The organism is Nocardia sp. NPDC051030 (assembly GCF_040683015.1).
Classification (GTDB): Bacteria; Actinomycetota; Actinomycetes; order Mycobacteriales; family Mycobacteriaceae; genus Nocardia.
Genome location: NZ_JBFBCD010000009.1, coordinates 169,131 through 194,114, shown reverse-complemented (window position 1 = coordinate 194,114; position 24,984 = coordinate 169,131). Strand labels below are relative to the sequence as shown.

The following is a 24,984-nucleotide window of genomic DNA, read 5'->3' as shown; positions in this document are numbered from 1 at the left end:
GATCACACCGGCGCGAGCCAACTCCCCCACGCCGTATTGCGGAACACCGTGAATACAAGGAGAAAGGCGAGGGTGACCCACAGCGCCGACCGCGGCAGCACCTTCGGTAGTCGCGGAATCGGCCCGCCCCGCCAGCCCTGCACCACCCAGTTGCCCCACCAGGCAAGGAAACCCAGCAGCAGCGGCACCAGCAGAATATTGCTGTGCACGGCGTCGAGGATCCGCCCGTCGGTGAGATTGTGCAGGCCGCGCAGGCCGCCACAGCCGGGGCACCAGTATCCGGTCATCTCATAGAACGGGCACACGCCCCAGGATCCCGACTCGTGCGGATCCCGAATGTGCAGCAGCACCAGGCCTCCGGCCACCACGCCGCCCGCGAGCAGCGGCAAGCCAGCGCTCAGCCAGCGCGGGCGAGCGGGGGTTTGGATCGGAGGCACTGCCGTGGTGTCCACGAGCATCAACGGTAGCCGGGCCCCGCCCGACCTGCCAGGCACCTCATTCATCGAACCGGAGCATTCATCGAACCGGTGCGCGCTCGACGACGGGCGCGGTGAGCATTCCCGCGAGCATGTCGATGATCTCGACCCAGGCCGACACATCCCCGGCACTCACGCGTCCCGCTTCCACCGCCCGTTCATGATCGGCTAGCAGAGCGAACAGCGCGGTGGTCAGCGCCCGCAGCCGCCGCACGCGCAGTCGCGGTGGCAGTTCGGTGAGCTCGCGGTCGAGTCGCTGCATGATCACCCGGACCGAGGTGCGGCGTTCGCTGTCGAGATTGGCGGCGTCGGTGACCGACGGATGGGTGTGGATCTGTTCGAGAAACCGTGCGTAATGGTTGATTCCGTGCCGCTCGCTCAGCTCGAACATGGGGATGACCAGGGCCTCCAGGAGCCCGTGCACCTCCTCGTTCTCCCCCGAACCCGCCTGTTCGGCAAGCAGTTCCAGCCGCCGCACCTCGAGGGTCGCCATCCGATGCTCGACCACGGCCTCGATCAGCCCGTCCCGCGAGCCGAAGTGGTATTGGATCGCGGAGTTGTTCCGCTGTCCCGCGGCCGCCGCGATATCGCGCAGCGGCACGGCCTGACCACGCTCGGCGATCAACTGTTCCGCCGCGAGGATGATTCGCTCCCGCGCCTCCGTCACTCCCACAGCAAGAACTGTAGCCGCTCACCTGGGGTTAAAGAACAAGTCCTTGACAGTTAAGAGCCATATCTTAAATATGACTTGTGACTGCAATCACCTAGAAGGACTTTTAGCGATGATCCTGGACACCTTCCGACTGGACGGCCGCGTGGCCGTCGTGACCGGCGCGGGCCGCGGCATCGGCGCAGCCACCGCGCTCGCCCTCGCCGAAGCGGGGGCCGATGTCGCCCTGGCCGCCCGCACCCCCGCACAACTCGAGGAGGTCGCTGGAAAAATTCGCGCGCTGGGCCGCCGCGCCGTCACCGTCCCCTGCGATCTGTCGGATCTGTCGGCCGTCACCGCCTTCGCGGAGACCGCGGCCGCCGAACTGGGCCGCATCGATATCGTGGTCAACAATGTCGGCGGCACCATGCCGAACACCTTCCTGACTACCAGCGCCGAATTCCTCGAAGAGGCATTCCGTTTCAATGTGTCCACCGCGCACACCCTCACCCTGGCCGCGGTCCCGCACATGTTGAAGAACGATGGCGGCTCGGTCGTGAACATCTCCTCGATGATGGGCCGCTCCCCCGGCCGCGGCTTCCTCGCCTACGGCACCGCCAAGGCCGCCCTCGCGCATTGGACACGGCTGGCCGCCACCGACTTGTCCCCGCGCATCCGGGTGAACGCCATCGCGGTCGGCTCCGTGCTGACCTCGGCACTGGAAGTCGTTGCGCAGCAACCCGAAATCAAGAGCGCCATGGAGAACGCCACCCCGCTCAAGCGACTCGGCGAGCCGTGGGAGATCGCCGCCGCCATCGTCTACCTCAGCTCCGCGGCGGGCGGCTACCTCACCGGCAAGGTCCTCGAGGTCGACGGCGGCATCGCGGCCCCCAACCTCGACCTTCCCATCCCCGACCTGTAAACCGTTCTGCCACAGGAGCTTTCCATGACCTATCGCGTAGTCCAGTGGAGCACCGGCAATGTCGGGCGCCGCACCCTGCGATCCATCATCGCCCGCCCCGAACTGGAACTCGTCGGCGTCTGGGTGTCCAGCGCCGCGAAGGAAGGTAAGGACGCGGGCGAATTGGCCGGACTCGATATCGACACCGGCGTCACCGCGACCACCGACGCCGCCGCCCTGCTCGCCCTGAAACCGGACTGCATCGTCCACACCGCCATGGCCGACGACCGTCTCGCGGAGGCCGTGGAGGATCTGAAAACCTTCCTCCGCGCGGGCATCAATGTGGTCTCCAGCAGCCCCGTCTTCCTGCAATTCCCCTACGGCACCCTCCCCGACGAGGCCATCGCCCCCATTACCGAGGCCGCCGAAGCGGGCGGAGCCTCCCTCTGGGTGAACGGCATCGACCCCGGCTGGGCCAATGACTGGCTCCCCCTCCTGCTGTCCAGTGGTTCCGAACGCATAGACGCCATCGTCTGCTCGGAGATCATGGACTACTCCACCTACGACAACCCCAAGGTTCTCTTCGACATCATGGGCTTCGGCCGCGACCTCGAAGACCTCCCCCTGCTCCTGCAACCCGGCATCCTCACCCTCGCCTGGGGCAGCGTGATCCGCCAGCTGGCCGCCGCCCTGGACATCCAATTGGATTCCGTCACACAACATTTCGAACGGCTCCCCGCACCGGAACCGATCCAGGTGGGTGCCCACACCATCGCCGAGGGCACCGCCGCGGCCCTCCGATTCCAGGTGCACGGCGTCCGCGACGGCCGCGAAATCCTCACCCTCGAACACGTCACCCGCCTGCACCCCGACCTCGCCCCCGACTGGCCTCAACCGGCCGGAAAGGGTTGCTACCGAGTGGAAATCAAGGGCGAACCCGACTACACCCTCGACCTCCAGCTCTACAGCAACGGCGACCACGCCGAAGCGGGAATCGTGGGGACCGCGGCCCGCCTGGTCAGCGCCGTCCCCGCCGTGGTGCAGGCCCGCAACGGACTGCTCACCGCCATGGACCTGCCGCTCACCACGGGTCGCGGCCTGGTCTCCTAGCTCGTGACCGGTGCCGATCTCACAGTCCGCCGTGCTCTTCCACGGTTCCGGCGGAGAGGCAGCTGGCGTCGACCAGCGCGACGACCCGGCCTTCATGGGTGATCAACACCGGCCCGGAGTGGTCTCCGATCCGCTGAACAGCACCGCGCAGCGGCTCGGTGGTGCCCACGAACGGCAGCGGTGCTGCCAGGTGCGCACTCACCGGGTCGCCGTCGGGCGCGTCCGCCAGAGTGGCCGCGGTGACGGAACCGAGTATCTCGGCCACCACCGACGGCCCCGCCGCCGCACGCTGCAAGGCAACCGGCAGCCCCTCGGTCCCGTGCACGAGCTGCCTGGCTTCCGCGACCGTCAACCCCGACGGCAAGGTCACCGGCGCGGCGAGCTGGTCGACATCGCCCACGAGGTCACCGACCGTCGGCTCGGTGACCGCTGTGGTGAGCGGAAATCCCAAGGCCCCCAACCATGCATCGCTGAAGTACTTGGACAGATAAGCGCGCCCGGAATCCGGCGCGATGACAACCACCACCTCCTCGGGCCCGAGCGCCCGCGCCGTCCGCAGCGCGGCCGCGATCGCCGTCCCCGACGAGCCACCCAACAACAGCCCTTCTTCCCGGGCGATCCGGTGCAGCAGCCGAATCGCCTCGGCATCCGGAATCCGCTCGATCCGATCCACCACATCCACGTGATACGACTCCGGCCACACATCGGCCTCCGTCTCCGGATGCAGGAAATGCCCGACCGCCTCGACGTACCAGATCCGCCCGTCCCCACCCCCATACACAGAGGTCTGCGGATCCGCCCCGATCACCCGCACCACCCCACCCGAGGCTTCCTTCAAATACTCCCCCGCCCCGGTAATCGTGCCGCCGGTCCCGATCCCCGCCACGAAATGCGTTACCCGCCCACCGGTTTGACCCCAAATCTCCGGCCCGGTGGTAGCCCGATGCGCCGCCGGATTAGCCGCATTGTCGTACTGCCCCGCGAACCAGGCCCCCGGAATCTCCTCCACCAGCCGCAAAGCAACACTCCGCAGGTGCTCGGGATGATCAACCGGCCGCAACCCCGGCGTCACATGCACCTCCGCCCCGTGCGCCCGCAACAACGCCTTCTTCTCCTCGCTCACCTTGTCCGGCACCACCACGATGCTCCGATACCCCCGCGCAGCAGCAATCGCGGCCAGCCCGAGCCCGGTATTACCGGATGTCGCCTCCACAACCGTCCCGCCCGGCCGCAATTCCCCCGACGCCTCAGCAGCCAGCAACATCCCGCGAGCAGCCCGATCCTTAACGCTCCCACCAGGATTCAAATACTCGAGCTTCACGTAAACAGTGGCCCGAATATCGTCGACAACCCGATTGAGCCGCACCAGCGGCGTATTCCCCACTGCATCGGTCACCGAATCGAAGACGCCCGCGGCCACCCGACCCACAGCGTGCGAGGGAACAACAGTCATGCGAAAGTCCCGTCTGTCTCACCGACCCCTGTGACCAGACTCGCAAACCCCACCCCGCCCCGCCAGACTTCCCCTCACCCCGAACCCAACCACCCCACGCCCCGAAATCACCCCCGAAACGACGAAAACCCCAGCTGGGCTGGGGTTTTCAGTGGAGCCGCCTGGGGGAATCGAACCCCCGACCTTTTCATTACGAGTGAAGCGCTCTACCGACTGAGCTAAGGCGGCGTGCCATGCGGCGTTGCCGAGTGTATCTTCTCGGGGCCTGAATCCGAAAATCGGCGGTTGGGGTCACGTGGAGCGGGCGGATATGAGGGTGGCGGCCATGGCGGCCACGGCGAAGCGGGGCTTGACGTTGGTGTCGAGGGCCTCGCGGCAGTCGAGGACGGCTTGGATGGAGCGGAGGAGACCTTCGGGGCGGACTTCGGTGGCGAGTTCGCGGATTTGGTCGGCCATATCGGGGTGGGTGAGGGCGACGCCGGACTTGGAGTCGGCCGTGGCCGCGCCGAAGCGGACGGCCAAGGCATCCCGGTATAAGCCCGCTACGTCGATGAGTGCCCGGTCGAGGGCGTCTCGGCCGGTGCGGGTGGCTCGGGACTTCTGGCGTTTTTCCAGGTCCTTCAGTACGCCTGCGGAGCCTCGGGTGGCGGAGGCCGCGCCCTTGCCGGTACCGCCCGCGCCGAGGGCGGTGGCGAGTTCGTCGCGTTCCTTGCCGTCGCGATCGGCGCTGACCTGCTTGGCCTCTTCGTCGGCGGACTTCACCAAGGCGTCGGCGGCGGAGTAGGCGGCCGCGGGGCGCGCGGTGGCCGCGACCAGGGCGAGGGCTCGCTGGCGGCGGGTCCGGGCCTCGTCATCGGTGGCCAGTCGCCGGGCGCGGCCTACGTGGCCGCCGCTGATCGAAGCGGCCCAGGTTGCGGTCTTCGCATCCAGGCCGTCGCGTTCGCGCAGCACCTGGGCGATCGAATCCACCGAGGGCGTCGCCAAATGCACGTGGCGGCAGCGTGAGCGGAGGGTCACCGAAATGTCCTCGGGGTCCACCGAGGGCGCGCACAGCAGGAAGACGGTGCGGGCGGGAGGCTCTTCGACCACTTTGAGCAGTACGTTTCCGGCGGCCTCGGTCAATCGGTCGGCATCCTCGACCACCACGACCTGCCAGCGGCCGGTGCTCGGCCGACGGGAGGCGACCTGCACGATCCCGCGCATCTCCTTGGTGCCGATGCTCAAGCCCTCGGGCACCACGCGGCGCACGTCACCGTGCGTTCCGGCCATGGTGGTGGTGCAGGCATGGCAGCGCCCGCACCCCGGAGATCCCGGATCGGTGCACTGTAGCGCGGCCGCGAAGCACAGCGCCGCCACCGATCGGCCCGATCCGGGCGGGCCGGTGAACAGCCATGAATGCGTCATGGCCGACGACGAAACCACCGCCCCGCCGCGCGCGGCCACGGCGGCAGCGGTCAGTTCGGACTCGACCACACCCTGGCCTACCAGCCGATCGAAGACACCCGCCACGCCGTACACCCTAGCGCCCGCCCCCGACAGGCCCGCCCGATCACCTGATCAGGCGCGCTGATACGTGGTGTTCGCCCCGTCGAGGGACTCCCGGATGATGTCCGCGTGCCCGGAGTGATGGGCGATCTCGCGCAGAATGTGCAGCAGGATGTGCCGCACCGTCAGCCACTCCCGCTCCGGTGCCCATGGCGCGGTCGGGGTGGGCACCGAGTCTTCCAAATTGTCTAGTTCACGAATGAGCTTCGCGGTGTGTTCGGCGACCACATCCCATTCGGCCAGCAGTCCCGCGACCGTTTCGTCCGCGGGCAGTGTGTATTCGGAATCCATTCGGGAGACATCGAATTCGGAATTCGGGTCACGCTCGACGACGATGGTCGTCCAATGCCGCTCCACATTGATCACGTGATGCAGCAGGCCGCCGAGCGTGAGCTCGCTGACCGTGGACCGCTGCCGCGCCTGCTCGTCCCCGATACCGCGCAAGGTGATCCGGAAAATATCGCGCTGACTGGCGAGCATCTTGATCAGTTCTTCACGTTCATGATCGACGGTCATCGAATGTCCTTCCGGCTGGGGCGTATCCGATGCAAACGCTACGGCAGGCTACCGACAAAAACAGCCCTATAACAGCGAAGATCCCCCGCCATCGACGGGGGATCTTCGCTCACAGTGTTATGCGGTTCAGGCCGTGCGGTTCACGCTGTGTGGTTCACGACTTGGTCGCGGTGGCCTTCTTGGCCGGAGCCTTCTTCGCGGCCGCGGCCTTCTTCGTTGTGACGCCGTCGGCCGTCTTGGCCGCCGCCTTCTTAGCGGCCGCCTTCTTGACCACGGTCTTGGCCACGGCCGTCTTCTTGGCCGCCGCCTTCTTCGCCGGAGCCTTCTTGGCCGTCTTCTTCGCGGCCTTCTTCACCGGCCCGCGCGCCCGCCGATCCGCCAGCAGTTCCGAGGCGCGCGCATCGGTGATGGACTCCACCTCGTCGCCCTTGCGCAGGCTGGCATTGGTTTCGCCGTCGGTGACGTACGGGCCGAAACGCCCGTCCTTGATCACCATCGGCTTCTCGGTCGCCGAGTCCAGACCCAGCTCCCGCAACGGCGGCGCACTCGCGGACTGCCCGCCGCGCCGCTTGGGCTCGGCGTAGATCTTGAGCGCATCCTCGAGGGACACCGTGAAGATCTGGTCCTCACCGGCCAGCGACCGCGAATCGGTGCCCTTCTTCAGGTACGGCCCGTAGCGACCGTTCTGCGCGGTGATCTCCTCATTGGAGGTCGGATCGACGCCCACCACGCGCGGCAGCGACAGCAGCAAGAGCGCGTCGTCGAGCGTAATCGACTCCAAATCCATGGATTTGAAGAGCGAACCGGTGCGCGGCTTCGGCTTCTCGGCCTTCTTCGCGCCCTTCTTGGGCTCCGGCTCCTCGGCCGGCTCCGGCAGCACCTCGGTCACGTATGGACCGAAACGCCCTTCCTTGGCGACGATTTCGTGCCCGGACGCCGGATCCACACCGAGTGAGCGACCCTCCTGCGGCGTCGAGAACAGCTTCTCGGCGACCTCCAGAGTCAGCTCGTCCGGCGGCAGCTCGTCGGGCAGGTTCGCCCGCTGCGATACCGGATCCCCTTGCGGGTCATCGGGATTGACGACCATGCGCTCCAGATACGGCCCGAACTTGCCGACCCGGACATTGACGTCGCGGCCCTCGTCATCGCTGAACAGCTTGATGGAGTTGACTTCTCGCGCGTCGATGCCGTCGAGGTTGTCACCCACCATGCGCTTCAGGCCGCCCGAGCGCGCCACCGAACCCTCGGCACCATTCTCGCCGCCGAAGTAGAAGCTGGACAACCAGTTTCCGCGCTGCTCACGACCGCCGGCGATGGCGTCGAGATCGTCCTCCATGGCCGCGGTGAAGTCGAAGTCCACCAGCCGCCCGAAGTGCGCCTCCAGCAGACCGATCACCGCGAACGCCACCCACGACGGCACCAGCGCGCTACCACGCTTGTACACATACCCGCGGTCGAGAATCGTCTTGATGATCGAGGCGTAGGTGGAAGGGCGCCCGATGCCGAGCTCTTCCAGCGTCTTGATCAGCGACGCTTCCGTGAAGCGCGGCGGCGGATTGGTGGTGTGCCCGTCCGGCAAGAGCTCGACCGCGGTCACGGCCTGGCCCTCGGTCAGGGTCGGCAGCCGCGATTCGGCGTCGTCGGAATCGCCGCCCGCCTCCTCGTCGACACTCTCCACATACGCCTTGAGGAACCCCGCGAAGGTGATGGTCCGGCCGGACGTCGAAAAGACGCAGGTCTCACCGGAATTCGCGACACCGGTGACCCGCACGGTCATCGTGGTGCCGCGCGCATCCTGCATCTGCGACGCGACCGTCCGCTGCCAGATCAGCTCGTACAAACGGAATTCGTCGTTATCGACCTTCGAATGCACCTGCCCCGGCGTCATGAACGTGTCGCCGGACGGGCGGATCGCCTCGTGTGCTTCCTGCGCGTTCTTGACCTTGCGGGTGTACTGCCGCGGCGTCGGGCTCACATATTCCGCGCCGTACAACTGCGTGGCCTGCGCCCGCGCCGCCTGAATCGCCGACTCGGACAAAGTCGTCGAGTCGGTACGCATATAGGTGATGTAGCCGTTTTCATACAGCCGCTGCGCGACCCGCATGGTCCGCTCGGAGGTGAAGCGCAGCTTGCGCGCCGCCTCCTGCTGCAAGGTCGAGGTCATGAACGGCGCGTACGGCTTGCGGGTGTACGGCTTGGACTCGACCGAGGTGACCGAAAGATCAACCCCGTGCAGCGATTCCGCCAACCGGCGCGCATAAGCACCATCGAGAACGGTGACACCGGTCGACTTCAACTGCCCGTCGGACCCGAAATCGCGACCACTGGCAACGCGCGAACCATCCACGGTGACCAGGCGCGCGCCGAAGACCCGCGGATTCCCGTCGGCCTGCCCGCCGGCATCCAGCTTGGCGGCGATATCCCAGTACTCGGCGGAGCGGAACGCCATGCGCTCGCGCTCGCGGCGCACGATGACGCGGGTCGCCACCGACTGCACGCGGCCCGCCGACAGGCGCGGCATGACCTTCTTCCACAGCACCGGTGAGACTTCGTAGCCGTAGAGCCGGTCCAGGATGCGCCGCGTCTCCTGCGCGTCGACCAAATCCTTATCGAGCTCGCGCGTGTCGGCGGCCGCCGCGAGGATGGCGGGCTCGGTGATCTCGTGGAACACCATGCGCCGGACCGGCACCTTGGGCTTCAGCGTTTCCAGCAGATGCCAGGCGATGGCCTCGCCCTCGCGGTCGGGGTCGGTGGCGAGGTAGAGCTCGTCGGCGTCGGCGAGCAGGCTCTTCAGCTCGCTGACCTTCTGCTTCTTATCGGGGCTGACCACATAGATGGCCTCGAAGTCATTGTCGACATCGACGCCCAGGCGGGCCCACTGCTGTCCCTTGTATTTGGCGGGCACATCAGCAGCACCGCGCGGCAAATCCCGGATATGACCGACCGATGCCTCGACGGTGTAACCGCGGCCGAGGTAGGGGGCTATCTTCCGGGCCTTCGTCGGAGACTCGACGATCACGAGACGACGCAGGGGACGACCCTGGTCGGAGCCTGAGTTCGGTGCTGCACCGCGGTCTCGTGTTGCCACCGGCGAACACACCTTTCCTGTCGATCCGCGCGGCGCTGGTGCGCGCGATTTCGCGGCTGGGGCATGCGGCTGCGCCTACTGATATCGCTGCCAGCAACGTTTATACCCTGTTCAATGGCCGCGGCTCGGTCACAGCGTCGATGTGCCCCCGGGTCGTGATCGAGTGTAGTGGGTCCGGATATGGGTCGTCCCCCACCGCCTGTGGCGATGGGGGACGGATACCTTGGTTGGCTCGCTCAGCCGAGCGCGCGAACACCGGTGGCCTGCGGGCCCTTGGTGCCCTGGCCTACCTCGAATTCGACCTTCTGGTTCTCCTCGAGGGTGCGGAAGCCCGACCCCTGGATCTCGGAGTAGTGGACGAAGACGTCAGCGGAGCCGTCCTCGGGCGCGATGAAGCCGAACCCCTTCTCCGCGTTGAACCACTTCACAGTTCCCTGTGCCATTCTGTTCCTTCTCTTTCCATACCGGAACGGTAGACAAGTAGGTTCATCCACCGGGTCCGTTGAGACCGCTGTACTCTGTTCCCCCTGCAGGAAAGCTATCAGTACACCGTTCGCAACATCGATCCTGCTGATGGTTTGGACTTTAGATCCACCCTCGAACACAGAAGCTTGCGACCAGGAACCAGTGAACCATGTCTGCGAGCAATTCAACAGCTGAGCTACCCACAATTTGCAAAAAAGTTGATCTTGCGAATGTGCAGGTGAGGGGCATAATGCCCAAATCCGTACTTGAAGTAGGTTTGCTTCCTGATAACAGAGCGAGCATCCGGCAAACCGGGTGTGAGGCGGGCCGCTACTCTGTAGTGAAATGGCAGGTAGGCACGCGGACCAACACACCTTTCGCAGCGCCGGCGCGAGCCGCAGCAACACCGCGATGAATCCGACGGACTCAGCGCCCTCGTCCGGCCCGGACGCAGACGGCAGCTATGGGCGATCGTTGCTGAATCGTGTCCTAAGAGGCCAGGAGAGCGGTGACCCCCGCCTCACCCATGTCACGGAGCTACCGTCTCGTGCCGCTCACGTCACGAAATGGCCCGAATGGACATCTCCCGACGTGGTCGCGGCCGTGCGCGCGGGTGGCGTCGAAGCGCCCTGGAGTCATCAGACCCAGGCCGCCGACCTGGCCGCGAGCGGCCGCCACGTCATCGTTTCCACCGGCACGGCCTCCGGGAAATCCCTGGCCTACCAATTGCCCGTGCTCACGGCACTGCAAGAGGACCCGCGCGCGACCGCCCTCTATCTCTCTCCCACAAAAGCTCTCGGGGCCGATCAGCTGCGCATGGTCAATGAGCTGACCAGCGAAGATCCCCTGCGCGGCATTCATCCCGCCCCTTATGACGGGGATACGCCCGCCGAGATCCGGCAGTGGGTGCGGGCCAATGCGCGCTGGGTCTTCACCAATCCGGACATGCTGCACGTCGGCATGCTGCGCTCACATCAGCGCTGGGCACGGCTGCTACGGCAGCTGCGCTATGTCGTCATCGACGAATCCCATACCTACCGGGGTGTTTTCGGATCGCATGTGGCACTGGTGCTGCGCCGACTGCGGCGAATCGCCGCGCGGTACGGGGCGGATCCGGTATTCGTGCTGTGCTCGGCCACCACCGCGGACCCGGCCGCGACCGCCTCCCGGCTGATCGGCGCGCCGTGTGTCGCGGTCACCGAGGACGGGTCGCCGCAGGGGTCGCGGACCGTCGCACTGTGGGAACCGCCGCTGCTGGGTGCGGGCGTGACCGGGGAAAACGGTGCGGCCGTACGCCGCTCGGCCGGGTCCGAGGCCGCGAAGGTCATGGCGGACCTGGTGGCCGAGGGCGCGCGCACGCTGACCTTCGTGCGCTCCCGGGTCGGCGCGGAAGCGATCGCCATGGACACCCGGCGACTGCTCGCCGCCGTGGACGCCGACCTGCCCGGACGGGTCGCGGCCTACCGGGCCGGGTACCTCGCCGAGGATCGGCGGGCCCTGGAAACGGCGCTGTCCGAGGGGAAACTGCTGGGTGCGGCCACCACCAATGCCCTGGAACTGGGCGTGGACATCGCCGGACTGGATGCCGTCGTGGTGGCGGGTTATCCGGGCACGGTGGCCTCGTTCTGGCAGCAGGCCGGGCGGGCGGGACGCCGGACGCAGGGGTCATTGGTGCTGCTCATCGCCCGTGACGACCCGCTCGACACCTACCTCGTGCATCATCCGGAAGCGCTGCTGGGGCGGCCGCTCGAGGCCACCATCACCGACCCGCACAATCCCTATGTATTAGGGCCGCATCTGCTCTGCGCGGCGATGGAACAACCGCTCACCGACGCTGAAGTGCACGAATACCAGGCCTGGGAACTGCTTTCCGGCCTGGCCGGGCAGGGGTTGATCCGGCGGCGGCCGGGATCCGGGCGCGATGGCACGGCCCGTTGGTTCGTCACCGGTGACTCGCACCCGCACGACGGCGTGGACGTGCGCGGCGGGATCGGCGCGGCGGTGGCCATCGTGGACTGCGAGACCGGGCGCATGCTGGGCACCACCGATGCCGGGCGGGCCCCGGCCACGCTGCATCCCGGTGCCGTTCACCTGCATCAAGGCGAGAGTTTCGTGGTCGATGAGCTGGATCTGGAGGAGGGCGTCGCGCTGGTGCACGCCGAGACTCCCGGCTGGAGTACGAGCGCCCGGGCGGTGACCTCGCTGGAGGTCGAGGAACTGACCGAGCATCGGGTGCACGGCTCGGTGACAACGGCTTTGGCGCGCGTGCTGGTGACCCGTCAGGTCGTGGGCTACCTGCGGAAACTGCCCAGCGGCGAGGTCCTGGACATGATCGCGCTGGACCTGCCGCCGCAGACGCTGCCGACCCGGGCCGTCCTCTATACCGTCACGCCGGAGCTGCTGGCGCGCGCCGGGATCGACCCGCGGCACGCACCGGGCGCGCTGCACGCCGCCGAACACGCCGCGATCGGCATGCTGCCGCTCGTCGCGACCTGCGATCGCTGGGATATCGGCGGCGTGTCGACAGCCGAACACGCCGACACCGGACTGCCCACCGTCTTCGTCTACGACGGGCATCCCGGCGGCGCGGGTTTCGCCGAACGCGGCTTCCACCGGCTACGACGGTGGCTTTCGGCCACCCTCGCGGCCATCGAATCCTGCGGCTGCCACGGCGGCTGCCCGTCCTGCGTGCAGTCGCCGAAGTGCGGAAACGGCAATAACCCGCTGGACAAGGCCGGTGCGGCGCGGCTGCTCACCGCGGTGCTGGCCGAGCTCGGCGAAGGTGACGGGGACCACCTCGAACCGTGACATGTCCGAGGCTCGAGCGACATCGGAGCTACACCCGACCAGCCGGTTGGCATCCGTGAGCTGGGAAGTATCGGGCGGCGTGTCGAGCAACCCGATCCGAGTCGTGCACCGCGCAGCCGATACCCGAATAAAGAGGGATGTGATCCTGTTAACTGGAGGGTTGCTCCGTTCGATAATGTCGCTATCGCATTTACCTGTGCATTCTTTGAAAACCCGACTTCCGGAACGAATAGGAAGGCGTTCGGTATCCAAACAATTCGCCTATCGGATTCATCGAACTTCGGTATTGATCGACTCCCGATGTGGCCTGCGCCATCGCATTTCTAACCAACCGCTCGGTACGAGATTTAAGGGCCCGCTCTTGCCTCCGCTCGAACTAGTCGGGTGCCCAGCAGACCGAGCGACATTCGATCTTGCAAGGCGACCGTCACATCCCAATCGACAACCGCGCAGCGGACTACGCGCGCTCCCATTCGGGACGCGATCTCTTCCGCCCGGGCACAAGCCGCAGCAGTTCCGCCATCCAATCCACCGGCCGCCGCCAATGCCGCCAGGTCCGCCGCCGACTGCACCCGATGCCTCCCCGCGACGGCCACTCCGATCTGTGCCACCAGCACGGTCACCGCGAGCAGGGCGATCAATGCCAGGCAGGCCGCCACCGTCACCCCGCCGCGGTCGTCGTGGTGGCTCACTTCACACTCTCTCCGGGTTCCCGAGCGGCCACCGCGATCGCGTTCAGGGTCAGAGGCAGGAGCGGAGAACGGGCGCTGACCTCCGCCACCACCAGGTCGCCATCGGTCCGCACCGTGACGACCGCGCGTGGCGGGGCCACCCGACGAGCCAGCGCCACCGCCCGCGATTCCTCGCCCCGCGCGGCCAGCCGGGCCGCCTCGCGGGCCGCATCGACACAGCGAACCTGCGCCGATGCCGCCAGCAGAGCCCCGACACACAGCACCAGCACCGCGACCAGTGCCGCCAGCGCAATGGCGGCCTCGACGGTCGCCATCCCCTGATCGCCGCCGCGCCGTGGTGTCCCGCATCTCAGCCGACCGAGGTCTTCAAGGCCTTGTCGATGATCTTGGTGAGGGCGTTCACAATGCTGTCCCCGGTCACCACCCCGTAGAGCACGGCCCCGAAGGCGGCCGCGGCGATGGTCCCGATGGCGTATTCGGCCGTGCTCATGCCGGACTCGCCCACCGCGGCCAGCAGCAGCCGGGTCCTGATCTCCCACGCGAGATTTCGTGTCGATCCCACAGTCACTCCTTCTCTCCAGCCGGTGCGGACGTTCCGCACCGGTACGGTTCGCGCGTGTCACACCGCTACGGTCCAGGCGTGTCACAGCGGTACGGTCCGGGCGTGTCACAGCAGCCCCTCTCCCAGTACGTGACCCGCCAGCCCGATCACGACCGGCACGATCCCCAGGCATAAAAACGCAGGCAGAAAACACAATCCGAGCGGTCCGCCGAGCAGTACCCCCGCCCGCTCGGCCCGCGCCGCGGCCGCATCCTCCACCGCGCCGCGCCGCTGCTCCGCCAATTCCGTCACCGCCGTGGCCAATCCGGCCCCCGACCGAGCCGACCGCCGCGCCATGCGCGCCAGCGCCCCCACCGCCTCGTCCCCACACCCCGCCGCCGCCTGCTCCCACACCTCCACGGAATCCGCCCCCAGCGCCAGCAATTCCGCCGCCCGCAACAGAACCGACCCCAGCGGCTCCGGAGCACCCGCCCCCACCGCCCCCACCGCCCCCACCGCAGCAGCCGTAGGCAGCCCCGCCCGCAGACAGGCCGCCAACAAGTCGAGGGTCCCCGCCACCGCGAGCGGATCCCGTCCACCACGAGACCGCCTGCGCCGCAGACCAGCCGGGGGCCTACCGCCGAGGCCGCGAAGCCGACGCGCAGCACCGCCCCGCCCCGGCAGCACACACAACGCGAGCGCGGTCAACAACGCCGACCACGAAAGCACATTCACCGCAGCACCTTTCCGTATGGCGATCAGCTGTACTCGAGACCAAGCCACGCCCGAACCGCTCGATTCAGCGCAGCACCTTCGCGGTAATGGCATCCGTCCACTCAGCGCAGCACCTTCGCCGTGATGGCATCCGTCCACAGCAGCCCCGTACAGGCGAGGCCCGCCCCCAGCGGGAGCAGGACGGTGCCTATGCCCGGGGTGAAGAGGACTCGCAGCGGTGCCGCGCCCATCAGCTGGCCCAACCCGATGCCCAGCAGCGGCAGCATGGCCAGCACCGTGGCCGTCGCATGCGCGCCCGCCAGGGCCGCGCGGGTGCGGTCCCGGAACCGCTTGCGGCCCAGCAGGTCCAGACGGGCCGCCGACAGAAGTTCCGCAAGAGCCAATCCGTGGTGCTCCGCAACCCGCCAGGCCTCGGCGATCCAGGTCAGCTCCGTCGCCACGACCGATTCCGGCCGCCGCAGTCCCTCCGCGCCGGAACCGCCCAAGCGGCTACGTGCGGCGCTGACGGCGAAGGCGCGCCCCGCCTCACCGCCGACTTCCTGAGCCGCGATCTCCGCCGCCGCGCTGGGATGCGCCCCGATCCGAAGTTCTCCGATCACCGCTTCCAGGCCCTCCAGGAGTCGTCCACACTCGGTGGCCCACGCGCGCTCCCGAATCGTCCGGCGCCGCCGAATCACTGCCGTCCCCGAAACCAGCACCGCCGCAATGAGCGGACCCACACCGACAATGAGCAGCATCGGCAGAGCCAGCACCGGCACCGCGCGCGTGACCCAGGCGAGCCGAGACCGTGGCACCCGCCCACGCTGGAATAGCGATGCCCACCGCCGACGCGCAGCCGGACCGGGCAGCGCGACCAGCGCGAAGGCGACGCAGCCCAGCATCGAACCCCAGTGCCCCACACCCGGAATCACTTGCCACCCCCGTCTTCCGGCAGTGATGGACTCCCCCGCCACTGCCGGAACAACAGCGCAAGACGTCGACGCCCGGCAGGCCGAGGCAATGCAGGCAGCGCGAGCGCGACACATCCGAGCACCGAACTCCAGTGCCCCGCAGTCGGAATCATCCGTCGACTCCGGCGTCCGGCAGCGGAGGAATTCGCCGTCGGGGGGCGCACCCGCTCCGCCATCCGGTTCGTAGACCCGGTGGCTGGGCACAGCGCCAGCGGAATGGCTTGTCGAAGCGTTGATCTCGGATTGGGCAGCAGACGTCGGTGCAGGCGTGCGGGGGCTCGGGGGTTGAGGGGGTCATTGGGGGGTCCTTTCGTTGAGGAGGGTGGTCAGGGTCGGGGCGGCGGGGGTCGGGCGGGGGTCGGCGGTCCAGGCCGGGGTTACTTCGAGGTGGGTGGGAGTGCGGGTGATCAGGCCGATTTCGCGTAGGGAACGGGTTCCGTCGAGGTGGCGGTGGACGTGGAGGATCACTTGGATGGCGGCGGCCAGTTGGCTGTGGAGGGCGTCGCGGGTCATGCCGCCCAGGGCGGCTAGGGCTTCCAGGCGGGCGGGGACCTCGCGTGGGGAGTTGGCGTGGACAGTTCCGGCTCCGCCGTCGTGGCCGGTGTTGAGGGCGGTGAGGAGGTCTACCACTTCCGCGCCTCGGACTTCGCCTACGACTATGCGATCGGGGCGCATGCGGAGGGCCTGGCGGACCAGGTCGCGGACCGTGACCTCGCCTGCGCCTTCGACATTGGCGGGGCGGGCCACCAAGCGGACCACGTGCGGGTGGGGTGGGGCCAGTTCGGCGGCGTCTTCGACGCAGATGATGCGTTCGGCGGGATCGACTTCCGCTAGAAGCGCTGACAGCAAGGTTGTTTTTCCGGATCCGGTGCCACCCACTACGAGGAAGGCGAGGCGGGCTCGGATTATGCGCAGGAGGAGGGACTTCGCCTCGGGGGTGACCGCGCCTGCGGCGGCCAGGGCGTCCAGGCCCTGGGAGGCGGGGCGCAGGACGCGCAGGGACAGGCAGGTGCCGCCGTGCGCGATGGGGGCGAGGACCGCGTGCAGGCGGACGCCGAAGGAATTGCCCAGGGCCGGTTCGGATCCGGTGAGGCGGCCATCCACCCACGGCTGGGCATCGTCGAGGCGGCGGCCCGCGGAGAGGGCGAGGCGCTGTGCGAGTCTGCGGACCGCAGCCTCGTCGGGGAAGCGGACCGGGGAGCGGCGCAGGCCGTGCCCGCGATCCACCCACACCGCGTCGGGGGCCGTGACCAGCACGTCGGCCACTTCCGGATCGTGCAGCAGCGGTTCCAGCGCACCAGCGCCGGTCATCTCCGTCTGCAACAGGCGCAGTGCCCGCAGCAGATCGGTATCCCCGAGCACGCCACCCGCCTCGGCCCGGATGGCCGCCGCGACCCGAGCCGGATCCGGGTCTCCGGAACCCTCGGCCAGGCGCTCCCGGACGCGATCGAGCAGTTCCGCCGTCACCAGCCCGCCCATTTCGCCACCCCCGCCCGCGCGCCGATCCGCCTGAGCCACACCGGAACACCGCGCCGCTGCGACTCGATCCGCCACTGCCGGGTGCCCACCACGGAACGCGCTGTATCTGCCGGATGGCACTGCGACGGATTGCAAGGCACTGGATGACACTGCGTCGGAGCCTGCCGCGTCGAGCAGTCTCGGCATCGTCGCGCCCGCCGATTCGGTTGCGCCGCAGTGACGCACAGCTCCCACGACGGCCCGCTCATCGCCGCATCCCGACGAGACCGCTCAGATCCCGGAATTCCGTGCGCCGCAAGGGCAGACGATCCTCTTCGCGGATCACCTCGGGTTCGGCGGCAGGGGCGGTCAATGCCTCGAGGACGGCTTCCGCGGCGCGGCGGAGCGGGCCGCGGCGACGCACGGTCAGACCGGTGCGTTCGAGGCGTTCGACGAGACCCGGCTGCGGCGGAACCGCGGCTATGAAGGGCAGGCCGAGCACCGCGGCCACATCATTGCCCCGCAGGCCGCTCGGGGCCGGACCTCGAATGAGCAAGCGGACGTTGGGGTTTCGATCCGACAGGCGAGCAATCACGGATTCGGCGGCAATAACGGCGTGCATGCGGGCCGGGACCACCAGGACTGTCAGGTCGGCGTTTTCGAGGATCTGATCGGTGTGCGGACCGCGTTCGGCGGACAGGTCACAGACCACCAGATCGCCCGCCGCGCGGCCCGCATCAAGTACCGAGCGGACCGCCGCTGGCGCGAGTTCCTGTGCGGCGACGCCTCTTCCGGATGACAAGACGGCTACACCGCCCGTGCAGGGCAGGGCGTCGTGGAGCGCGGGAGCCGCCACGCGGCCGTCCTCGATTGCGAGGTCGTGCCAGCGCAGACCGGGAGCGCGTTCGAGGCCGAGCAGTAGGTCGAGGCCGCCACCGTACGGGGCCGCATCGACCAGCAGGGTGCGGTCCCGAGAGCGGGTGGCGGCGGTGAGGGCCACGGCCGCGGCCAGGGTCGAGGCCCCCGCGCCGCCGACCGCGCCCGCAATGGCCAGCACCGCGCCACCGCCGCGATCGGGCCGGTCCGAGGCGGCGAACGCGGCGATCAAGGAGGCGGCTTCGGCGGGCAGCGACAGCAGCCGTTCCGCGCCGATCTCGGTCGCGATCTGCCAGTCGAGCAAACCCGGCTCCCCGTCGATCACCAGGACAATTCCGGCACGACGGGGGTGTCCGGCGGCCACACAGCAACGAGCGGATTCGAGGTCGAGGACGACCACCGGAGCGGCGGTCCAGGGATGCCGACCGACAGGCGCGGCGCGTTCATCGAGCGAGCGATCGGCGGCGGCCGCTATGCGGCGCACCTCATCACGCAGGGCCGGATCGGAGATCAGGACGAGAGCCGGATGCGGAGTGGCGGTGTCGGAGTTCATGCAGGTCAGCGTCGTCCGCAAGACACGTGAGAAAAAGGGGCCCTTCGGCGAGTGTGGATAACACGCGACCTGTGGACAACTTTGCCGAATGGCTGGGAGTGCCTGACCTGTCCGGAAATAGAGGACGGCCCCAGCCGGGGGGGGAGGAGGCTGGGGCCGTCGGGTTCAGCCCCGGGGGGTCGGGCTGAACGTGCCTGGACTAGTCCAGGTAACGGCCATACTACACCCAAGCCCCGTCAGGTTTGCAAGTCCACCGGGCGAGTCTTTTTCCCGCGAAAACAGGCCCGCTTCCGGCTGGCTAACCCGGATATAACCACCGCGCCACCCGCCGCCCGCCGGCGAAACATATTCTTGTCAGCGTGACAGCCGAACGCGGACGAGTCGCCGCCTTCTTCGATCTCGACAAAACGGTGATCGCCCGGTCGAGCGCCTTCGTGTTCAGCAAGCCTTTTCTCGATCAAGGCCTGCTCAGCAGGCGTGCCGTGCTCGAAAGCAGTTATGCGCATTTCCTGTTCCTGCTTTCCGGCGCGGACCACGACCAGATGGAACGCATGCGCGAGCACCTCACCAAAATGTGTGCGGGCTGGGATGTGGATCAAGTGCGCTCGATCGTGGCCGAGACCCTGCACGAACTCGTCGACCCGCTGATCTACGCCGAGGCGGCGGATCTCATTGCGGACCACCGCATTCGGGGACATGACGTGATCATCGTGTCGGCCTCCGGCGAGGAAGTGGTCGCGCCGATCGCGGCCGCGCTGGGCGCGGATCATTTCGCGGCCACCCGCATGGTCATCGAAAACAACCGGTACGCAGGCGAAGTCGAGTTCTATTGCTATGGCGCGGGCAAGGTCGAGGCAATGGAAAGGATGGCGGCGCAATACGGATATGACCTGGCGCGCTGCTATGCGTACTCCGATTCGGTGACCGATCTGCCCATGCTGAGCGCGGTCGGACATCCCACCGCGGTGAATCCGGATCGCGCACTGCGCCGGGAGGCGACGGCGCACGAGTGGCCGATTCTCACCTTCTCGAATCCGGTGTCATTGTGGGCGCGGCTACCCCAACCTTCGACCACAACCGTCGCGGCAAGCGTCGCGGTCGGGCTTGGCGCGGTGGCCGCGGGAGCTTTGAGCTACAAGCTCCTGCGTCGCAAGAAGTAGCGGCTTGACCTTCCTCCGCCTTGAAACGCCGAAATGCAAAGATGCGAGACACGCCGGATATTTGAAAGTTTTCCCAGCTCTTGATGTGAGGGCGCTCACAGGGTAACAATGGATGCACGGAAGGACGGAAGGCCAAGACCGGATCGGAAGAGAAGATTCGGTTTCCCATCCCACCCTTCCCGGCACGGACACCAGGCACCCACGCGGAGCACGCCGCGACAAGGGCACGAGTGTTGTGGGCCTGCGTTATCCGAGATTTCGACGGCGATAGCCTCGCATCCGTTGCGGGGATGAACCACCGAAGCCCGGAGAGTCGCCGAGGCTGAGAGTACAACCCGATAAGCACGCTTGGTAACCGGGTAGTCCGTGCTGGCGGGCGGTGAGGTCGCAATTGCGGCTACGCCGCCCGCTCTGATGTTTACCAACTCTCGTGACTCTCAGGGGCTTCGCCCCCGAACCCCCTCTGAACTGCGGGGGCTTCGCCCCCACACCCCCATGAGGGGAAACCGCTGACGCGGAGTCTCAGGGGCTTCGCTCCCGAACCCCCCTCGAGACTGTCGGGGCTTCGCCCCTGAACCCCTAGCCTGCGGCCGAGTCCGCGATCGAACGTGCCTCGCGTGCACCGTCTTCGAGTGCGCCGCACGCAAAAATCACCCAGCCGCCTACGCCGTCGGGTGTTCCCATGCCGAATCCGGCTGCCGCGTCCAGATAGGCCTGGCGTCGGCGCAGTAGGAAAACCTCTGGGACGCCGAGGCTGTGGGGATCAAGACCACTGGACACTGCCACCAGTCTTGACGCGGCGCGGGCGACGATTCCGTCGGCGGTGCCGAAGGGGCGGAGGGAGAGGAGTTCGCCGTGGACGATCGCGGCGATCACGGGGGCGGGGGCTTTGGTGGCCAGGAGCGTCTGTGCGAGGAGATCGAGGCGTTCGGCGACTCCGGGGACGTTTCGGGGGCGGCCGAGCTGCTGGTCGTCTTCCACCATGTCGGCGGCGGCCAGGAGGTGGAGGCGGGCGAGGGCTTGGAGGGGGGCGCGCCGCCAGACCGAGACCAGGGTGGTGAGGGCTTCGCCGTCCAGGGCTTGGCCTACGCGGAGGGCTCCGGCGAGGATCGGGTCCTCGACGCGGCCGTCGGCGGGGAGGTCGATGGTGCCGCCTTCGATGGCGGCGGAGGAGCGGGCCGCGCGGACCGCGGCTTCGGCGGCGGTGGTGGGCCAGCCGCGGCGGTTGGTTTTGTGGCGATGTACTTCGGCGAGCGCGTCACGGGCCTTGTCGGCGGCTTCGCGCACACCGGGCAGGTCGACGAGGGGCTGGAGCGGATCGGTCACGAGGTACGAGGCTACTGCCGCATACCTTGTGACCGATCGCGCACCTGGCCCGCTCAGCCGACGAGTAGATCCCGGCCGGGGATGGCGTCGAGCAGTCGGCGGGTGTACTCGGATTGCGGGTTGTCGAAGACCTCGGTGGTGCTCGCGGCTTCGACCACCTTGCCCTCCTGCATGACGACGACATTGTCGGCGATCTGCCGGACCACGGCGAGGTCGTGGGTGATGAACAGGTACGACAACCCCAGCTCCGCCTGGAGTTCATTGAGCAGCTGGAGAATCTGCGCCTGTACCAGCACGTCGAGCGCCGAAACGGCTTCGTCGCAGACCACCAGTTCCGGGGACAGTGCCAGGGCACGGGCGACCGCCACGCGTTGACGCTGACCGCCGGAGAGCTCGTTCGGATAGCGCCGCATGACCGAGGCGGGCAGCGAGACCTTGTCGAGCAGGTCGCGCACGGTCGCCTCGCGTTCCTTCGGAGTGCCGATGCCGTGGGTGCGCAGCGGCTCTTCGATGGTGCGGTAGATCGAGTACATCGGGTCCAGTGAACCGTAGGGATCCTGGAACACCGGCTGCACGCGCCGACGGAATGCGAAGGCCCCCTTGGGATCCAGGTCGGCAACGACACGCCCGTCGAAGGTGACCCGGCCCGAGGTCGGTTCCAGCAGGCCCAGGACCATTTGCGCCACAGTCGATTTGCCGGAGCCGGACTCTCCGACGATGGCGGTGGTGGTACCCCGGCACAACCGGAACGACACCTTGTCGACAGCGACCAGTTCGGTGGACTTCCACGGCGTGCTGCCGCGGATCTTGAACACCTTGGTGAGGTCCTCGACGACAAGCACTTCATCTGGGGCACTGGCGAATTCGGTATCGGTCTCGGCCAGTTCACCGGCCACCCGGACGGCCTGCGCGCGCACCTCGGCGCGATCGCGGACCGCCGACAGTCGGCTCGACGCCAGCGAGGGCGCGGAGTTGACCAGCTTCTTGGTGTACAGATGCTGCGGTTCGCGCAGGATCTGTAGTGCCGGACCGGATTCCACGACCCGGCCGCGATACATCACCACCAGGTGCTCGGCCCGTTCGGCGGCCAAACCCAGGTCGTGGGTGATGAGCAGGACCGCGGTGCCGAGTTCGGTGGTGAGCGTGTCGAGGTGGTCGAGGATCTGCCGCTGCACGGTGACGTCCAGGGCGGAGGTGGGCTCGTCGGCGATCAGCAGTTTGGGCCGGCAGGAGAGTCCGATGGCGATGAGCGCGCGCTGGCGCATGCCTCCGGAGAACTCGTGCGGATACTGATTGACCCGGCGTTCGGCATCACGCATACCGGCCTCGGCGAGCAGTTCGATGGCCCGCTGCTTGGCGGCATGACCCTTGGCTACGCCATTGGCCTCCAAGGTTTCCCGAATCTGGAACCCGACCTTCCACACCGGGTTGAGATTGGACATGGGGTCCTGTGGCACGAAGCCGATGCCCTCGCCGCGCACCTTGACGATCTCGCGGCTGGAGGCCTTGGCCAGATCGTGGCCGTCGAAGGCGATGGAGCCGGAGGTGATCGTGCCGGTGCCGGGCAGCAGATTGATGATCGCGTGCGCGGTCGTCGATTTGCCCGAGCCGGATTCACCCACGATGGCGACGGTCTGCCCCGGATATACCGACAGGTTGACCCCGCGCACGGCGGGAATCTTCTTGCCCTCCGAGGTGAAGCAGACATTCAGGTCGCGGACTTGCAGGAGTGGTTCAGTCATGGTTCATCACCGCTTCCGGGCCTTGGGATCGAGCGCGTCGCGCACCGCGTCGCCGAGCATGATGAAGCTGAGCACGGTCAGTGCGAGTGCCGTCGCCGGATAGAACAGGATGCCGGAGGTGCGAATCTCCTTCTGGTTTGCGGAGATATCCGAACCCCAGGACACGATCTGGCGGGACAAGCCGACACCCAGGTACGACAGGGTCGCCTCGGTGACGATGAAGACACCCAGCGAGATCGTGCTGACCACGATCAGCGGTCCGGCCGCATTGGGCAGCACGTGCCGGATCAGGGTCCGGAATCTGGATACCCCCAATGCCTTTGCCGCCGTGACATATTCGCTGTTGCGAGCCTCGACCACCGCACCGCGGGCAATGCGGGCGGCCTGTGGCCAGCTGAACGAGGCCAGCGTCAGCATGACCGTCCAGACGGTCCGGGTGTGCAGCAGCTGCATGAGCACGATGGCGGCCAGGGTGAGCGGCAGCGCGTAGAAGATCTCCGCGACGCGTGAGATCACCGAATCCCACAGTCCGCCGTAGTAACCCGCGATCGCACCGAGCGTGCCGCCGATGAACACGAACAGCAGTGTCGCGCCCAGACCGGTTTCCACCGAGGCCCGTGCCCCGTAGACGGTGCGGGCGTAGATATCGCAGCCCTGTTTGTCGAAGCCGAACGGATGTCCGCCTCCGGGTTTGTGCATGCTGAAATCGCCGCTGCAATAGCGCGGGTCCTGGTCGGTGAACAGCTGCGGCCACACCGCGACCAGCAGAATGAACAGGATCAGCAGCGTCGCCACGATGAAGATCGGGTTGCGCCGCAACTGTTTCCAGGCCTCGCGCCACACGCTGGTCGGTGCGGCGGTTTCGTCGAGCTTGTCGGTGGCGAGCACCTCGACTTCGTCCGGTGGTGCGACGAAATGCTCTTGCCCGGGCCGGCTTTCCTGGGATTTGATCAGTTCAGGCATAGCGGATCCTCGGGTCGAGGGCGGCGTAGAGCAGGTCCACGACCAGATTGGTCAGCAGCAGGATCACGATCAGCACGGTCACGAAGGCGACGACCGTGGGTGGCTCGCCGCGCGTAATCGCCTGGTACAGCGTTCCGCCGACGCCCGGGATATTGAAGATGCCTTCGGTGACGACCGCGCCGCCCATCAGGAAGCCGAGGTCGGTGCCGATGAAGGTGACGACCGGGATCATCGAGTTGCGCAGGATGTGCACCACAATGACCCGCCGCCGGGTCAGGCCCTTGGCGGTCGCGGTGCGCACGTAGTCGGCGCTCATGTTCTCCGCCACCGAGTTTCGGGTGAGCCGCAGGACGTAGGCGAAGGACAGCGATCCGAGCACGATCGCGGGCACCAGCAGGTCGGTGATCCCGGCCTTACCGCCCACGGTGACCGGTGCGATGCCCCATTTGATGCCGAGCACGTATTGCGCCAGGAAGCCGAGGACGAAGATCGGTACGGCGATGATGACGAGGCTGAGCACGAGCATGGTGGAATCGAACAGTTTGCCCTTGCGCAGTCCGGCGACCAGGCCGAACGCTATGCCGAAGACGGCCTCCACGCAGACCGCCATGATGGCCAGCCGGAAGGTGATCGGGAAGGCCCGCGCCAGTTCGGCGCGGACGGGCCGTCCGGAGAACGAGGTGCCGAAGTCGAGTGTGACAATGCCTTTCAGGAATTCGAGGTATTGGATGAAGAAGGGCTGATCCAGGTGGTAGCGGGCCCGCAGGGCCTGTTCCACCGCCGGGGTCATCTGCCGATCACCGGCGAGCGCCTGGATCGGGTCGCCCGGGATCAGGAAAACCATCGCGTAGATGAGCAGGGTGGCTCCGAGGAAGACCGGAATCATCTGGAGCAACCGCCGCAGGACATACCAAAGCATGTTTCACTCCTATGCGCAGCGAGGGTCGTGCGGCGAACGCTGTCCAGCGTCTCCCGCA

Annotated in this window: 22 protein-coding genes and 1 tRNA gene; 4 read left to right on the top strand and 19 right to left on the bottom strand. The window is 67.4% G+C overall.

Features of this window, described 5'->3' with window-relative positions; all coding sequences use genetic code 11:
* Positions 1 to 2: 2 nt before the first annotated feature.
* Both AB0N05_RS28800 and AB0N05_RS28795 read right to left on the bottom strand, forming a co-directional pair.
* Positions 3 to 458: a DUF2752 domain-containing protein gene (locus AB0N05_RS28800; protein WP_364700094.1), complete on the bottom strand. Its 456-nt coding sequence runs from the start codon at positions 456 to 458 to the stop codon at positions 3 to 5.
* 58 nt (positions 459 to 516) lie between these two features.
* Positions 517 to 1,149 carry a TetR family transcriptional regulator gene (locus tag AB0N05_RS28795; RefSeq protein ID WP_364699455.1) on the bottom strand — a complete coding sequence of 211 codons (633 nt, stop codon included), beginning with the start codon at positions 1,147 to 1,149 and terminating at the stop codon, positions 517 to 519.
* 109 nt (positions 1,150 to 1,258) lie between these two features.
* Between AB0N05_RS28795 and AB0N05_RS28790 the strand changes: the two genes are divergently transcribed.
* Positions 1,259 to 2,047, top strand: coding sequence for an SDR family oxidoreductase (locus AB0N05_RS28790; protein ID WP_364699453.1), 789 nt, complete (start codon positions 1,259 to 1,261; stop codon positions 2,045 to 2,047).
* Between the two features lie 24 nt (positions 2,048 to 2,071).
* Complete coding sequence (locus AB0N05_RS28785; RefSeq protein ID WP_364699451.1) at positions 2,072 to 3,136, top strand: diacylglycerol kinase; 1,065 nt, start codon at positions 2,072 to 2,074, stop codon at positions 3,134 to 3,136.
* A 19-nt stretch (positions 3,137 to 3,155) separates the two neighbouring features.
* Here the strand turns inward: AB0N05_RS28785 and AB0N05_RS28780 are convergent, their stop codons facing one another.
* The 6 genes from AB0N05_RS28780 to AB0N05_RS28755 all read right to left on the bottom strand — a co-directional run bounded on the left by AB0N05_RS28780 (position 3,156) and on the right by AB0N05_RS28755 (position 10,181).
* Complete coding sequence (locus AB0N05_RS28780) at positions 3,156 to 4,589, bottom strand: pyridoxal-phosphate dependent enzyme (RefSeq protein ID WP_364699449.1); 1,434 nt, start codon at positions 4,587 to 4,589, stop codon at positions 3,156 to 3,158.
* Between the two features lie 152 nt (positions 4,590 to 4,741).
* Positions 4,742 to 4,817: transfer RNA gene (locus AB0N05_RS28775), tRNA-Thr, on the bottom strand.
* 63 nt (positions 4,818 to 4,880) lie between these two features.
* On the bottom strand, positions 4,881 to 6,098 hold the full coding sequence (locus tag AB0N05_RS28770; protein WP_364699446.1) for a DNA polymerase III subunit delta': 1,218 nt from the start codon (positions 6,096 to 6,098) through the stop codon (positions 4,881 to 4,883).
* Positions 6,099 to 6,146: 48 nt separating this feature from the next.
* Positions 6,147 to 6,650, bottom strand: a complete 504-nt coding sequence (locus AB0N05_RS28765) for a DinB family protein (RefSeq protein ID WP_364699444.1) — start codon at positions 6,648 to 6,650, stop codon at positions 6,147 to 6,149.
* Positions 6,651 to 6,804: 154 nt separating this feature from the next.
* Positions 6,805 to 9,669, bottom strand: coding sequence for a type I DNA topoisomerase (topA, locus tag AB0N05_RS28760; protein WP_364700092.1), 2,865 nt, complete (start codon positions 9,667 to 9,669; stop codon positions 6,805 to 6,807).
* Between the two features lie 305 nt (positions 9,670 to 9,974).
* Positions 9,975 to 10,181 carry a cold-shock protein gene (locus tag AB0N05_RS28755; protein ID WP_067573509.1) on the bottom strand — a complete coding sequence of 69 codons (207 nt, stop codon included), beginning with the start codon at positions 10,179 to 10,181 and terminating at the stop codon, positions 9,975 to 9,977.
* A 433-nt stretch (positions 10,182 to 10,614) separates the two neighbouring features.
* On the opposite strand from AB0N05_RS28755, the gene AB0N05_RS28750 reads away from it, so the two are divergent.
* Positions 10,615 to 13,011, top strand: a complete 2,397-nt coding sequence (locus AB0N05_RS28750; protein WP_364699440.1) for a DEAD/DEAH box helicase — start codon at positions 10,615 to 10,617, stop codon at positions 13,009 to 13,011.
* Positions 13,012 to 13,358: 347 nt separating this feature from the next.
* Here AB0N05_RS28750 and AB0N05_RS28745 read toward each other — a convergent pair whose 3' ends face one another.
* From AB0N05_RS28745 to ssd, 7 genes are all read right to left on the bottom strand, one after another.
* The gene (locus AB0N05_RS28745; RefSeq protein ID WP_364699437.1) at positions 13,359 to 13,703 is read right to left on the bottom strand and encodes an Rv3654c family TadE-like protein; all 345 of its coding nucleotides are present in this window, start codon (positions 13,701 to 13,703) and stop codon (positions 13,359 to 13,361) included.
* Positions 13,700 to 14,017 carry a TadE family type IV pilus minor pilin gene (locus AB0N05_RS28740; protein WP_364699435.1) on the bottom strand — a complete coding sequence of 106 codons (318 nt, stop codon included), beginning with the start codon at positions 14,015 to 14,017 and terminating at the stop codon, positions 13,700 to 13,702. Before AB0N05_RS28740 ends, AB0N05_RS28745 begins: the two co-directional genes overlap by 4 nt.
* 35 nt (positions 14,018 to 14,052) lie before the next feature.
* Positions 14,053 to 14,265 (bottom strand): DUF4244 domain-containing protein, encoded by a 213-nt coding sequence (locus tag AB0N05_RS28735; RefSeq protein WP_364699432.1) that lies wholly within the window; start codon positions 14,263 to 14,265, stop codon positions 14,053 to 14,055.
* Positions 14,266 to 14,370: 105 nt separating this feature from the next.
* Positions 14,371 to 14,973, bottom strand: a complete 603-nt coding sequence (locus AB0N05_RS28730) for a type II secretion system F family protein (RefSeq protein WP_364700090.1) — start codon at positions 14,971 to 14,973, stop codon at positions 14,371 to 14,373.
* Positions 14,974 to 15,080: 107 nt separating this feature from the next.
* The gene (locus AB0N05_RS28725; RefSeq protein ID WP_364700088.1) at positions 15,081 to 15,860 is read right to left on the bottom strand and encodes a hypothetical protein; all 780 of its coding nucleotides are present in this window, start codon (positions 15,858 to 15,860) and stop codon (positions 15,081 to 15,083) included.
* A gap of 363 nt (positions 15,861 to 16,223) precedes the next feature.
* Complete coding sequence (locus AB0N05_RS28720; RefSeq protein ID WP_364700086.1) at positions 16,224 to 17,408, bottom strand: TadA family conjugal transfer-associated ATPase; 1,185 nt, start codon at positions 17,406 to 17,408, stop codon at positions 16,224 to 16,226.
* A gap of 244 nt (positions 17,409 to 17,652) precedes the next feature.
* Positions 17,653 to 18,816: a septum site-determining protein Ssd gene (gene ssd / locus AB0N05_RS28715; protein ID WP_364699430.1), complete on the bottom strand. Its 1,164-nt coding sequence runs from the start codon at positions 18,814 to 18,816 to the stop codon at positions 17,653 to 17,655.
* Positions 18,817 to 19,175: 359 nt separating this feature from the next.
* On the opposite strand from ssd, the gene AB0N05_RS28710 reads away from it, so the two are divergent.
* Complete coding sequence (locus AB0N05_RS28710) at positions 19,176 to 19,976, top strand: HAD-IB family hydrolase (protein ID WP_364699428.1); 801 nt, start codon at positions 19,176 to 19,178, stop codon at positions 19,974 to 19,976.
* A 579-nt stretch (positions 19,977 to 20,555) separates the two neighbouring features.
* Here the strand turns inward: AB0N05_RS28710 and AB0N05_RS28705 are convergent.
* Genes AB0N05_RS28705 through AB0N05_RS28690 form a run of 4 tightly spaced genes read right to left on the bottom strand, consistent with a single transcriptional unit; the run spans position 20,556 to position 24,926 of the window.
* Entirely contained in the window at positions 20,556 to 21,302 is a 747-nt protein-coding gene (locus AB0N05_RS28705) for an oxidoreductase (protein ID WP_364699426.1), read from the bottom strand.
* A gap of 53 nt (positions 21,303 to 21,355) precedes the next feature.
* A complete protein-coding gene (locus AB0N05_RS28700; protein ID WP_364699424.1) occupies positions 21,356 to 23,044 on the bottom strand; it encodes an ABC transporter ATP-binding protein in 1,689 nt (562 codons plus the stop codon).
* A gap of 6 nt (positions 23,045 to 23,050) precedes the next feature.
* Complete coding sequence (locus AB0N05_RS28695; protein WP_364699422.1) at positions 23,051 to 24,007, bottom strand: ABC transporter permease; 957 nt, start codon at positions 24,005 to 24,007, stop codon at positions 23,051 to 23,053.
* Positions 24,000 to 24,926, bottom strand: a complete 927-nt coding sequence (locus AB0N05_RS28690) for an ABC transporter permease (RefSeq protein ID WP_364699420.1) — start codon at positions 24,924 to 24,926, stop codon at positions 24,000 to 24,002. Before AB0N05_RS28690 ends, AB0N05_RS28695 begins: the two co-directional genes overlap by 8 nt.
* Positions 24,927 to 24,984 lie beyond the last annotated feature (58 nt).

Coding starts and splice junctions, on each gene's coding strand:
- AB0N05_RS28690 (WP_364699420.1), bottom strand. CDS start 24,926: ATGCTTTGGTATGTCCTGCGGCGGTTGCTCCAGATGATTCCGGTCTTC.
- ssd (WP_364699430.1), bottom strand. CDS start 18,816: ATGAACTCCGACACCGCCACTCCGCATCCGGCTCTCGTCCTGATCTCC.
- AB0N05_RS28765 (WP_364699444.1), bottom strand. CDS start 6,650: ATGACCGTCGATCATGAACGTGAAGAACTGATCAAGATGCTCGCCAGT.
- AB0N05_RS28740 (WP_364699435.1), bottom strand. CDS start 14,017: ATGGCGACCGTCGAGGCCGCCATTGCGCTGGCGGCACTGGTCGCGGTG.
- AB0N05_RS28720 (WP_364700086.1), bottom strand. CDS start 17,408: ATGGGCGGGCTGGTGACGGCGGAACTGCTCGATCGCGTCCGGGAGCGC.
- AB0N05_RS28755 (WP_067573509.1), bottom strand. CDS start 10,181: ATGGCACAGGGAACTGTGAAGTGGTTCAACGCGGAGAAGGGGTTCGGC.
- AB0N05_RS28750 (WP_364699440.1), top strand. CDS start 10,615: ATGAATCCGACGGACTCAGCGCCCTCGTCCGGCCCGGACGCAGACGGC.
- AB0N05_RS28695 (WP_364699422.1), bottom strand. CDS start 24,007: ATGCCTGAACTGATCAAATCCCAGGAAAGCCGGCCCGGGCAAGAGCAT.
- AB0N05_RS28700 (WP_364699424.1), bottom strand. CDS start 23,044: ATGACTGAACCACTCCTGCAAGTCCGCGACCTGAATGTCTGCTTCACC.
- AB0N05_RS28780 (WP_364699449.1), bottom strand. CDS start 4,589: ATGACTGTTGTTCCCTCGCACGCTGTGGGTCGGGTGGCCGCGGGCGTC.
- AB0N05_RS28800 (WP_364700094.1), bottom strand. CDS start 458: ATGCTCGTGGACACCACGGCAGTGCCTCCGATCCAAACCCCCGCTCGC.
- AB0N05_RS28790 (WP_364699453.1), top strand. CDS start 1,259: ATGATCCTGGACACCTTCCGACTGGACGGCCGCGTGGCCGTCGTGACC.
- AB0N05_RS28725 (WP_364700088.1), bottom strand. CDS start 15,860: ATGCTGGGCTGCGTCGCCTTCGCGCTGGTCGCGCTGCCCGGTCCGGCT.
- AB0N05_RS28785 (WP_364699451.1), top strand. CDS start 2,072: ATGACCTATCGCGTAGTCCAGTGGAGCACCGGCAATGTCGGGCGCCGC.